The sequence below is a fragment of the Bartonella sp. AP88XZML genome (assembly GCF_042195565.1).
Taxonomy (GTDB): domain Bacteria; phylum Pseudomonadota; class Alphaproteobacteria; order Rhizobiales; family Rhizobiaceae; genus Bartonella.
This window is the reverse complement of record NZ_JBHIOQ010000068.1, coordinates 1-12155: the sequence shown is the minus strand read 5'-3', so window position 1 is coordinate 12155 and position 12155 is coordinate 1. Positions and strand designations below refer to the sequence as shown.

The window sequence follows — 12155 nt, the reverse complement described above, 5'->3', positions numbered from 1 at the left end:
ACCAATATGCTTGAATGGGATATAATTCCCTTTCATCAGACTATGATAGGTCGATTCAATGTTAATCGCTGCTATGTAATAAGCCAGTAAAACAATCTCATTGGCATGAATATCATGACGGAATTTATATTCCATATCCTCTGGTTTGATGAGATTGGATTGTAATAGCCGTGTGATAAAGGTCCCTGTTCCAGTGAAAGGGTCAAGAATAGACACACCACGTGACCCCAAGCTTTTTCCAAACTCATTACGCAACACATCATCAACAGAATGAATGATAAAATCAACAACCTCAACGGGTGTATAAACAATCCCAAGCTTATCCGTGGTTTTCTTAAATGCCTTGGCAAAAAAACTTTCATAAAGTTTGATAATAAGATTCTGTTTTGCATGAGTTTCTGTAATACCTGCTGTACAGAATGTGACACTTTTGTAAAATTGATCAAGATCTTTGGTTTTTTTTCAATGTTCGTTTTATCCAGTTCTCTTAAGATCTTGTCCATTGCTTGCGAAATGGCATTGTTCTGTACAAATTCATTACCGTCAAATAAAGCTTCAAACACGGGACGCGTGACAAGATGTTGCGCTAACATCTCAATCGCTTCCTCTTGCTTGATTTCACTGTTGACGTTGTTCTTTAATTCCTTATGGAATGCATCAAAGGCGTGAAAGGCTTCACTCTTTTCATCGGAAATCATATCTTTAAGATGATTGATATGGTTTTGAGCAATCTCAGCAACATTGTTCGCCCAAATGCCCCAATAATCCGTGATTTTAAAACTATCCAGAAAAATGGCTTTGACAAAATCAAAAAATTCAGAACGGGGGAATAAGTCTCCTTGTCCTCCAGATACCGATTGAGATTTGCTTTCTGCTGTTCCAATGACACGTCCAGAACTTTCTGTTTTGGATGGTATCGAGATCTCATCAACCGTTGTGGTAAGCTCTTTTAATTCATTGGCACGCTTAATCTCTATAATCTCAATCGTATGGCTGCTATCTTGTCCTAAAGACATCTGATTAATTGTCCGAGCAAGCCTTTCATCATGAGAATGTAAAGCATGCAAAACTTGCCAAACAACACGGTATCTCTTATTGTTTTTTAAAGCCTTTTTGGCTTCTAAGCGTGAAGGAATGATAATGGGTAAAATGATATAGCCTGTTTTCTTATTTGGAGCACGACGCATCACACGCCCTACCGCCTGTATCACATCGACTTGGCTATTGCGCGGGTGTAAAAACATGATGGCATCAAGAGCAGGGACATCAATCCCTTCAGACAGACACCGAACATTGCTTAAAATCCGACAAACATTTTGCCCCGCATCTTCTTTAAGCCAATCCAATTCCTCATTGCGTTTTTTGACGCTTTGCGTTCCGTCAATATGTCTTACTTCACAGTTTAGAAAGGGAACGGTTTGAAGGAAATCATCAATATGAGATTTGATAATTTTATTAAAGAGCTTTGTTATATATTGAGAGGTATTGATATCTTTGCAAAAAGCTAAAGCACATTGCATGGGCTCTGTATCATCATCATCAACAGCCGCTTGCTTATCTATTTTGGTAAGTGCTCTATAACAGCCAATAATTTTTGCCGCATCATCTAAATCAATTTCACGGTTTTCATTGGCAATAATCTCCTGTATGGCTGGTGTGATATAGGTTTCATTAATACCCAAGACCACAATCTTGTAAGGAGTTAAAAGTTCATTATCGACAGCTTCCGCGAAGGTATAATGATGAAGTTGTTTTCCAAAAAGTGCTTCATCGTCCATAGATGCCAAAACAGCATTGATCTCATCCGCCCGCCTTTTAGCAGTGTCACTAAAGATACGCGGCGTTGCTGTCATATACAGACGTTTTTTGCCACGAATAATGCTGTTATCGTGAACCTTGATAAATTCAGATTCATTGTCTTCAGTTCCCAATGAAGCACCAGTGGTACGGTGTGCTTCATCACAGATGATTAAATCAAATTCGGGTAAACCATGCTCTTTTTGTGCATCCGAAATCACTTGGATAGAATGGTAAGTTGAAAAGACCACGGTCATTGCATCTGCTAGGGATTCACAAGCTTCTTTAGCAAGGGCTTGAGCATCCGTGGTAGCAGGGAGAACAAGATCTGATGTTTCCATGCCAACAATATCATCTTGGTTTTTACGACGCTTGCCTACTTTTGTATCCGAACACACCGCAAAGGAACGCAACGGGATTTGTGCATCGGCTGTCCATTCACGGATTGTTTGCGAGACTAAAGCCAGAGAAGGTACCAGAAACAAAACACGCTTGCCTTTCCCAGCAAGGGTTTCTGCTATCTTCAAACTGGTGAAAGTCTTCCCCGTACCACATGCCATAATCAGCTTGCCACGGTCTGCTTCTTTTAAACCTTCACAGACTTTCTTGATGGCTTCTTCTTGATGGGGACGAGGCTCTTTTGTTGATTTCAGAACAACTTCTTTTTTCGTTGCAAATATTTGCCAATCTATCCGACTGTTTTCCATATGACGAAGGTCAATACGATAAACGGGTATCGCTTGTCCTTTAATCATGGCATTCACATTGTCACTTAATTCCACTTCTGTGCTGTCAACGAGAAGTCGATATTTAAAGATGTCTTTTCCAGATGCCGCGATAAAGCTATCAATATCCTTTTTACTGATCTGATGGTCTGCTTGATAAAACTTACATTGAATAGCCACATATCCCTCTTGATTGCGAAGCTTTGCCACCAGATCAATGCCGATATCATTTTTATTCCAACCTTCACGCTCTTCAGCCCATTCATAATAGGTTTCTACCTTTTCATATCGTCCATAATGGAGAGGGTCATACATAAGATATTTTGTTACAAAATCTTCAAACACTTTCCCCCGTAGAGCATTTGATGTTGCCTGTTCACGATAGGATTGTAAAAGGGAACGTAAAGTGAATTGTTAATTATCAGAATGATGAGGGCGAAGCATAAAGAATAAACTCCATGACAATATATTCTATTGATTAATTCTCTTCAAAAGAATCAAAATGAAGCTTATTAAATCCATTTTGAATGAATAGTGTGAAAAATTCGGAAAATGCTAAAAAGCGGATAATTTTTTTTCAAAAGGGGTCTTTAAGGCTGCTTATCAACAGCCCATGACATGGAATAAGATCAGCAAAGTAGTGAAATTTGCTATTCATTTCACGTATTCATCAAGATAAATGTACTACGTTCTTTAAAATATCAGAATGAGTATTTTGATAGGTTTTGTCTGTTTTTAACCCCCCCAAAACACCTACAAAACCCTCTTAGATATATATTAAAAATTGTATTTATGTGTTATGTTTAATATAGGTTGTTTATTTAAAAGATTAACTTATTGAAATATAATAACTTTTATTTTTGACTAAAAAAATATATAAAGGGGGGGGTAAAAAGACCCCCCAAAACCCCCATACCCCCCCAAAACTAATGATGGGGAGTGCTTTAAAGGTTCACTGTTATATTGTTTAATGTTTTATAAGATTTCCAAATTGCCTCAGTGTGATGTCTTATGACTTTTCACTAAAGGGTGCCATTCATAACGTATGGTAGGTCGACCGCCTTGGGAGTTATTCTCTCCAGAGATTTCACGAATATAGTTACAACGACATAAAAGCTCTAAAGCTTGCTTAACGGTTTGATTGTCTGTTAAATATTTCCAATCACGTTTATAAACATCCCTTGCTGTAAAAACATCGGGTAAACAATCACAACGCTCGACAATTAATTTTGCACGCTCTGCTGTTAATGTATCCCCCGCCGCATAAAGTCTTTTGGCATGACTTAACAGATAACTTGTCCAACGCAACGCTGTTGTGATGGCATAGAGTCCAATTTCTAAACGACCAGTGTCAAGAAGTTCAAAAATCAACGCAAGACTTGCTATGGTCTTTGGCATTTTTAAAAGATGCGATTGTAAGCTTTCTGAGTAACTACCTCCTTTTGCCTCTTTATGAAGATGCTCTAACCATTCATAAAACTTCACTTGTGCTTCAGCAGAAAAACGCATGATCAGTGGTTGTTCGGGAGAACCTAAGCGTTTATCACGAAAAGAGCGAAATACCCCTTCATACTTTTGCCAGACCTCTTGATTGGGCGGTTTATCAACCAATTGCCACTCTTTATTGTCATCGGGCCAGACAATCATTTGAAAGCGTTGCAATAAACCGTCATCGTTTATTCCACGGTGTATGGCTTGAATGAGCGGAATAATGCGTGAAGGTTGAATGCCTCCAATCATGGATAAAGTGACATAAGGGATAAAAATGGTTCCACGCTCTATACGGTCATAAGTAAATTGATCATCGCCATTAAAAGCTGTTAAATAAAAGGCGCGGTCTGATTGATATTCCTTTCTTTCTAGATTGGCTAAAAAGCCAGCCAATTCATCACGCACCATTAAGAGACCACGGGGGTTTTCTTTTAAGAGTTCCCCAAGCTTTTCAACAGACACATCATTGACAATAGTGTCATCTTCATTTTTACGAGTAGAAACTAAGCGGTGTGCAAAGTGCATTATGCAATCATATTCGCAATATTATAAAAATAGTAATCTATCATTACTTACTGATACGGAGCGCAGTATTGTAGAAAATAATTTTCTTCAATTAGCAAATAAATAAAAATACAGTTGATTAAGGAAATTTTTGCTTTGTATGAAGCACACGTAAAATACGCACAACGCCATTTGAAATATCATAAATCATGATATAATTTGGATGTACAATAAGTTCACGTGTATTTACAATTCGTCCTAAACGACCAAGAGTAGGAAATTTAACAAGTTTTTCTACTTTTTCAGATAAAAGTTGATCAAACTTTAAGGCAGCGGAAGGATTATCTTGTGATATGTATTCACGTATCTTTTTGCGGTCAACGTGTGCTACTTGTGTCCAAATTAGCTTCATAAAGTTGATCTATCTAGTTTACTTTGTGTCTTTAAGCGCCATTCTTTTGCTTCTGCTTCGATTTCTTCAGAAGACATTATATCACTTGCATTAGCAGAATTTATCCCTAATTGAACTTGTTCCCGAAACCATAAATCGTATGCACTTTTTTCTTTTTGTTCTTTTACGATATCGCGCATATAATCGCGCAATAATTGTGCACCAGATCTATCACACGCCTTTGCTGCTTTGGAAAATTCATTTTTTAATACATCATCGACGCGAAAGGTAAATGTTGTCTCAGCCATTTTACGACCACTTAATGTGTTACAAAGTAGTTCTAATGTAATGTATTTTTACTGTTTCTTCAATAGGTACTATTAGAATAGATATTTTATATCTATTTTGCATTTTCATAGGGTTGAAAGAGAAGCCCATAAATCAACGGGCTCTGATAACAACCCAGACAGCAGAGACAGCCCCGTTTCAATGCCTTCACAAATGACCAGATGTTTTGGATTGGCTTGGCTTAAATGCACCCCACCACCCGTTACAGATCCCAACATGGCTTTTGCTGGTTTCTGATCTGTTTTGCAGCCATTGTCTTTTAAAAAGGTTCTATGAATGGCAAAGGAACCAGCCCCCTTAACAAGAGCAATCAACGCGGGCAATGTACCCCCAGAGGGGTGTAGACATTTGTCGTAAAAGCGTAAATCTGTAGGCAAATCACATGTAATACCCCGCATACGTAAATAGGTTTCTGCTAAAGTATTTTTGATTGGTTGGCTTTGTTGCCAAATTGCTTTTGCTCTTTCTGCTTTCCTTTTTGCTCGTTTGAGATCAGCACAAAACTGTTTTGAGAAAGAGAGCGTATGATCATAAGCTTGTTTTCCAAGCAATCCAATTCTAATAAGCGCTTGTATGATCTCTCTAAAAGAGCAGCCAGCATAACAATAGAGTAAAAGACGCCCATCATGTCCATTGGCAAGGGATAAGCTAGGCAGCCTATCATCATGAGCAGGGCAACGGGCTGTTCCATAACGCCCATGCCAAACCCCGCGCAAGGCACGTGTAATACCCTGCGCATTCTTAAAAGAACACATCATTTTAAATCCTATAACGTTGTGTCATAGGACGGATTGTGCTATCTCTAGATTGATGAGTTTGAGAAAGCCTTGTCCGTCCTTACGTGACAAGGTTTTTTTTTATGCCGCGTCACTTTGACGTTGCTGTTTTGCTTGCTCGATGACATTGATAAGATCCGATTGTAACCAACGGGACAAAAAACGAAATTTTAAAGGTTTTGGGAGAGAGCCATTGGTTACATGACGGCGGAATGTTGAGACACTCATATGAAGCAATTTTGCACTTTCACGGTCTGTCAAAAGAATATCATTTTCTGTCATACTAAAATCCTTTCTATCAAAAAATGGTAACAAATCATAACTATTTATTAACCACATTTTGGTTCATTTTTGAAGGTATTTTATTTATAGAAAACAATATTTTATCATATAAATTCTCATGTGATAATTTATGAGTCTAATTGAGAGAGAATGAGAGAGAAGAGAGCTAAAGTTATCCACAGATAATGGGGTTATGCACCCCATATCTTAAGATTGACCCGTGACATAAGCCGCCCATTTATCCATATAGACACGGCGCTGTTCTAGATAGTCAGTACGACGATAGGAGCGCTCTACTTGTCCTCCTACTGTATGACTTAGAATAGTTTCAGCGACCTCATAGGGAGCATCGGTTGTTTCAGCAAGCCAATTGCGTAAACTAGAACGAAAACCATGCGGGCAGGCTTCAAGTTTATTGTCTCTCATATATTTTGCCATACAATTCTCAGCAAGGGGAGCACGACCGGAAAAAGACAGAATGAAATTACTTTTGGAAATACAACGGGCTTGTTTAATCACTTTTAGCGCTTCAGATGATAGAGGTACGCGAAATTCTGTTGTAGCGTCACGCAAACCTTTCATATTCTCAGCAGGAATAGTCCATACATCATCTTCAATCTGATCTTCACGAATATGACGCAAAGGGTTGGTACGAACGCCTGTCAGGATAAGCAAGCGCAAAGCCAGTTGTGTTATGTTTTGTGTTTTACAGAGTAACTGATAAAGGCGGGAACATCTTTCCAATCCATTGCAGGTCTATTAGTGGTTTTATGACGTTGTTTACCTAAGAGCGCGCGTGCTTTTTCTGTTGCTTGTAAATCAACATCTAACCCTAATGCAGCCGCATGTTTGAGACAAAGATTAAGACGATTTAGTGCTTTCTCTGCTGTTGCAGCTTTTGTATGCCAGATAGGAGCAAGGGTATTGCGTATCTCTGTTTGTGTAATCTCTGAAACGGGCAGACAGCCCAATTTAGGGAGAATATGAAGGCGTAATGGTAAAAACCAATCACAAGCTTTACCATCTCTTTTTAATTCGGCTTTACGGCTTTCAAAAGCATCTAAAGCAATGTTTTTTAAATAATGAAGATTACGCATTGCCTCACGCTTTTGTTTATCGCGTTCTTTAATGGGGTCACGACCCTCATGTAAAACAGCACGCCATTGGTTTGCCAATTCACGGGCTTTTTTTAAAGAGACATGTCTTAAGGCGCCCAAGCCCATTTCACGGCGCCGACCGTGAATGGTATAACGATAAAGCCATTGAGCACCACCATCTTTACGTTTGTGAAGAAGCAAGCCGGCACCATCATTATATTTACCAGCTCCCAATGTTGCTACAGCCCTTGCATTAAGACGATTCATAAGAACCATTTTTACTCCTTTCTTGTACAATTTTTACCCACACATCAACCCCGCTTGTGACGTGCAAGCAAGTGGTTTTGATTGATTCAAGATAAACAGATTTGAAATGAGAGAATCCTACGTTATTCGGGCGTCTAATTCAATATGAACAGAGCTAGATTATCATTATAAATCAATATCTTGTATCGTTCATTTATAGATTTTATAAAATCGTCCGGCATTTCTCCGTGACTAGGTGACAATGGCAACTCCATAGCAAAGGGCGAAATAACTTTATCCTGAGTAGTAAATAAAATTATCAGTTCTGTTTTTTCAACTAATACACCAGAAGAACTGTGAAAAGAATCCGATAGTTTATATTTATTGGTGTAAACTCTGATGCGTATATCCATATTTTATCTCACAGCCAGAAAAAAAATCCCGTATCATATTTAACTGAAATGTATTCTCATACTTTTTTCTATTTTCAAAATTAAATAAAATGAACTCGGGAGTAGCGATACGTATTAGAGCTAACACTTCTGCCAAATCGAATCTCTCCGATAAAGTAATCGTCACACTATATGGTACGCTATCTTTTTTCATACATTCTATGTTACGCACCCACGTTTGTTTATATTTTTTACTGTCTAGATTTCTTATCTCTGAAATAACATCTGTGCCTATTTGTATCCCTAAAAAGAACGGATTACTCTTTAATAGCTTCAAATATGGTTGAATATAGATGTGCCCCCTGTTGCAATCCGAAAATATTTTTTACAAATGAGACACATACAAGTATATTTATGAAGTAAATCATAATCGAACTCAAAAGGCTCTCCACCAGAAAGAATAATAAAATCAGATTTTATGTCATTTATTGTATATAAAAATTCAGGCAACGCGTCATCTCTCACCATACATTCCATCGAATACGGACAATGATTGCAGCTCGCACTGCAATTTTCATTACAAATTACAATATTATCGCCCATGAAATTCCTTATTCAAGTTCATATAATCCAATACTAATTGTTTCATGAAAATATTTTGGTATAGACAAAGATCAGAAATTTTTTTAGCCACAAACGCTTTTATCATTGGTAAAGCTTCATCCTTTGATATAGACAGCAAATGAGAAATATAGTCTATCCGTTCTTCTAAATTGAGAGATAATCTTGGACTGGTGAAAAATGTTAAGATATCCAATTCCGGACTGGCTTCTTGACATAAATCCCAATCCACTACCATAAAAGAACTATCAGGAGTAACAATGATATTATCAGGATGTAAATCTCCATGTGATAAGATTATATTTTTGCTTAATCGATCTTGAAAGATCTTATTGATTTGATCAATAATCGCCTTTTGATGTAGCAAATCCATTTGACTCAATACAGTACCCCGGATAAACTCCCATTCGACTACTTCATCGCAAAGTGTTATCAAATTTGGTGCAGGATAGAGACTTTGTCGAAAAGAGCCATCCTTGATGTTTTCATTAATGCACGATGCTTCCGGATAAATTTGCCCATAGCAAAATTCTTGATGCTTGCGTTTCAAGAAATGTTGTTTTGACGATTGTGCATTTTCAGGCTGTAACCAAATGATTTCTTGTTTTCTGACAAAAATAATTAAAGCAGACACCCCAAAAATCACAGCCATAACCACTGCCAACCACAAATTAGCTTGCCAGAATGTTGAAAAAATATGACCGTATAAAAAACTGAATGCAAAGGATACAACAGCTGTAATAATGGCTGTAAATGATAAAACAGTCGCGATAGCTTTGGGATCAAGCAGTGAATTTATAAGAAGAGACGACAGATAAGATCGATAAGCAGATTTAAAAACACATAGCAGTAAAAATCCTAATATAAGAGCCGCAATGATTTGAAATGACATGAGAAAAAAAGCAATGGTTACCATACAACCAATCATTAAGACGGGAAAAATAGGATTTTGAAACTTTGAAAAATACTTCTGAAACAATATATTGGAACTTGCTGAAAAAAAATTCCCAATGATAAAAATAATCGAAACCAAAATAGCAGGTTGAAATGGCAAAAAATCAGAAAATGCGATAGAAACAGTTCGATTATTAACCAAAATAGCAAAAGCTGAAACTGCACTTAAAAAAATAAGAGTGAAGCGATAAGGATTTTTGACTTCTTTACGGCTGGCGCACATAACTGTGAAAATACTCGGATGAGCGTTGATATGAAAACTATCTAATCCCTTCGTCAGTTTTGAAAACATAAAAATAGCAAAAATTAATGAAAGGACTTGAAAAATCACAGGCAATGCAGGATGCACATAATAAAGTATTCCTCCTAAAAAAATAAGTACCGTTGTCACACTATAGGTAACAGCAGCCACTTCGGACTTAACGGAAAACAGTGTGCGATGCTTTGGTACTACAGAAAAGAGTAAACTATCTTCCGCACCTGAGAAACAAGCGGCTGCTAATGTAATACACAACAAATAAGTGGCGTAAGCAAAATATGCATAATTCATAAAAAGAGCTAAAAAACCGCAAAGAAAGAAAAACAGCCCAGTATAAATAACGCGCTTACTTCCATAAACATCTGATAATAAACCCAAGGGGACTTCTAAGATCAAAGGAAGCAATAAAAAATAACTACCGATTAAAACAATATCCGCTTGCGACAAATGCAATTTTTCCGACAAAAAAAGTGGTAAAACAGCAACCACTAGAGCAGTAGACTTGCTAACACTATAAATCTTAAATTGCTTAACCTTATCCACAAAACACCTTCCCATGACATCCGCTACATGCGCCAGATTCTTTCAAAGATTTTAAAACGCTTTGAGCAGACCAATCTATTGCCCCATAATTTTGTAGATTCCCAAAAGCTTCTGAATAAAAGCAATTTTTTAAATCTCCATTATAGTCCAATACCAAGGATGAAAATGGAAATAAACACATTAACGGCGACGAAACGTACGTAGAATTCTCGCCTAAGTAATAATTAATACAATTTACAAAATTTTGTGACGTCCATGAGATTTTCCTTTCTTGGAACTTTTTATCTATATAAATCTGGAGGGGGGATTCTTTCCTTGATAATTCATCTCTCAAATGAAAAAGTGAAGCGTTTGGCGGAAGAGTTTTGTTTCTTAAAGCCTTAGATCGATCCTTTGTATTATTTTTTCTAGAAAAACTAAATGACGACGTATCGAGCGGGCTGAATCCGATATAATCGACATCTTTGCTTATACAAAAATCGATAAAATTAATAATATTTTCTAGAATCTCTTTGGTAACTGTCGCTCTTATTCCTATACTTTGCAGAGGTTGAAGATTCTTAACTGTTTCAATGTTTTTCCACACGCGATCAAATTTATTCGCCCCCCGTATATCATAATATCCTTGGACACTAGTCGAATCCATAGAAATAACAATTTCTTTGAAGATCATCCGTTATCGGGTTATCAAGCGGGGGATATTCTCCCTGATTCTGTTTGGTGTTTAAATCACTATCCGAGGAGTGATCCAGAGGGAATGGTTTACGATCCGTGGAAGAATATTTGGGTTGATATTTATCTTCAATCAGGGACAGATGAAAATACGAAGTCTGCCTATGGTGTTCCGATTACAACCAATCGTAGCTATTCTGACCATCACGTGGATTTTTCGTCTGTTAATAAGAGATTTTTGACGAGTGATGAGTTCCGCGTCTTGCATGTATGGAATCAATTCGGGAACCAGTATTATAGGCAATAAAGCGCCTTCTCCCAAAACGTCTGGAGGACACGTTGATACAGAAAATCGTCGTATGATTTCGTATATCGGTTGTGAGGATGGTTGCGGTTATGTGTGGCAATTTTTGTCTGGTTGTTATCCCGTGACGAAATGGCATACAGGGGAACAAGGAAGCAGTTTACGTGTAGACGTAAATGTTATGTTGGGAGGAGGCGATTGGTCCGGTGATGCTAGTAATGGTGAATTTGCGCGGAATTTTGCGCATTGATCACTCCGAACGCCTCTTAGATATGGCTAAGAAATTAGACATATCTGTAGGATTTTTATCTTCTGTCGAGATTGGCAAAAAATCTGTTCCTGTAGGACTGGAGGAAAAGATCATAGAGCTTTATGGTTTATCAAGAGAAGGCTTTACTCTTAAGAAAAGCAGCCTATGCTTGTCGCAAAACTTTTACAATCAAGACTTCTGATCCGTTGAGGCGTGAAGCTGTTGGTGAGTTTGTTAGAAATTTAGAGAATTTTTCACAACAAAACTTAGCAGAATTAAAAGACCTTCTTGAGAAAGTTTGCAAAAAAAGAGGCGTCCTATAGAGATAGGTTGAAAAATCCTATTCCCTCACTTTTATTTACGCGTCCCTCACTGTACAAAATATATGGAAAATCAATAAATTATTTTGGATAAAAAAGAGCATGGTGCCCCCAGAGAGCGAATCAGGCTTTAGCAACAAGATTCAAAGTATATAAAGATGTGTAAGGGCGTATTGATGTCTA

At 37.5% G+C, this 12155-nt stretch carries 7 protein-coding genes and 5 pseudogenes; 3 read left to right on the top strand and 9 right to left on the bottom strand.

What is annotated here, in order from left to right; all coding sequences use genetic code 11:
* The 9 genes and pseudogenes from ACFIK2_RS08105 to ACFIK2_RS08065 all read right to left on the bottom strand — a co-directional run.
* Nucleotides 1-2966 (bottom strand): annotated as a pseudogene (locus ACFIK2_RS08105) (DEAD/DEAH box helicase family protein); the annotation flags it as partial.
* A 552-nt stretch (nucleotides 2967-3518) separates the two neighbouring features.
* Nucleotides 3519-4517 (bottom strand): annotated as a pseudogene (locus ACFIK2_RS08100) (DUF3987 domain-containing protein); the annotation flags it as partial.
* A 139-nt stretch (nucleotides 4518-4656) separates the two neighbouring features.
* On the bottom strand, nucleotides 4657-4929 hold the full coding sequence (locus ACFIK2_RS08095) for a type II toxin-antitoxin system RelE/ParE family toxin (RefSeq protein WP_208438787.1): 273 nt from the start codon (nucleotides 4927-4929) through the stop codon (nucleotides 4657-4659).
* On the bottom strand, nucleotides 4926-5216 hold the full coding sequence (locus ACFIK2_RS08090) for a CopG family ribbon-helix-helix protein (RefSeq protein WP_375610963.1): 291 nt from the start codon (nucleotides 5214-5216) through the stop codon (nucleotides 4926-4928). Before ACFIK2_RS08090 ends, ACFIK2_RS08095 begins: the two co-directional genes overlap by 4 nt.
* A 111-nt stretch (nucleotides 5217-5327) precedes the next feature.
* Nucleotides 5328-6014, bottom strand: a pseudogene (locus ACFIK2_RS08085) (virulence-associated protein E); the annotation flags it as partial.
* A gap of 99 nt (nucleotides 6015-6113) precedes the next feature.
* Nucleotides 6114-6314: a helix-turn-helix transcriptional regulator gene (locus tag ACFIK2_RS08080; RefSeq protein ID WP_375677138.1), complete on the bottom strand. Its 201-nt coding sequence runs from the start codon at nucleotides 6312-6314 to the stop codon at nucleotides 6114-6116.
* Between the two features lie 207 nt (nucleotides 6315-6521).
* Nucleotides 6522-7687, bottom strand: a pseudogene (locus ACFIK2_RS08075) (tyrosine-type recombinase/integrase).
* 954 nt (nucleotides 7688-8641) lie between these two features.
* Nucleotides 8642-10426, bottom strand: a complete 1785-nt coding sequence (locus ACFIK2_RS08070; protein WP_375634353.1) for an MFS transporter — start codon at nucleotides 10424-10426, stop codon at nucleotides 8642-8644.
* The gene (locus ACFIK2_RS08065; RefSeq protein ID WP_375634351.1) at nucleotides 10419-11072 is read right to left on the bottom strand and encodes a hypothetical protein; all 654 of its coding nucleotides are present in this window, start codon (nucleotides 11070-11072) and stop codon (nucleotides 10419-10421) included. Before ACFIK2_RS08065 ends, ACFIK2_RS08070 begins: the two co-directional genes overlap by 8 nt.
* A 111-nt stretch (nucleotides 11073-11183) precedes the next feature.
* Here ACFIK2_RS08065 and ACFIK2_RS08060 point away from each other — a divergent pair, with 111 nt between their 5' ends.
* The 3 genes and pseudogenes from ACFIK2_RS08060 to ACFIK2_RS08050 all read left to right on the top strand — a co-directional run bounded on the left by ACFIK2_RS08060 (nucleotide 11184) and on the right by ACFIK2_RS08050 (nucleotide 11975).
* Nucleotides 11184-11405: a hypothetical protein gene (locus ACFIK2_RS08060; RefSeq protein WP_375677137.1), complete on the top strand. Its 222-nt coding sequence runs from the start codon at nucleotides 11184-11186 to the stop codon at nucleotides 11403-11405.
* Entirely contained in the window at nucleotides 11365-11652 is a 288-nt protein-coding gene (locus tag ACFIK2_RS08055) for a hypothetical protein (RefSeq protein ID WP_375677136.1), read from the top strand. The genes ACFIK2_RS08060 and ACFIK2_RS08055 overlap by 41 nt, the downstream gene beginning before the upstream one ends.
* Nucleotides 11612-11975, top strand: a pseudogene (locus ACFIK2_RS08050) (XRE family transcriptional regulator). Before ACFIK2_RS08055 ends, ACFIK2_RS08050 begins: the two are co-directional and overlap by 41 nt.
* The last annotated feature ends 180 nt before the right edge of the window (nucleotides 11976-12155 follow it).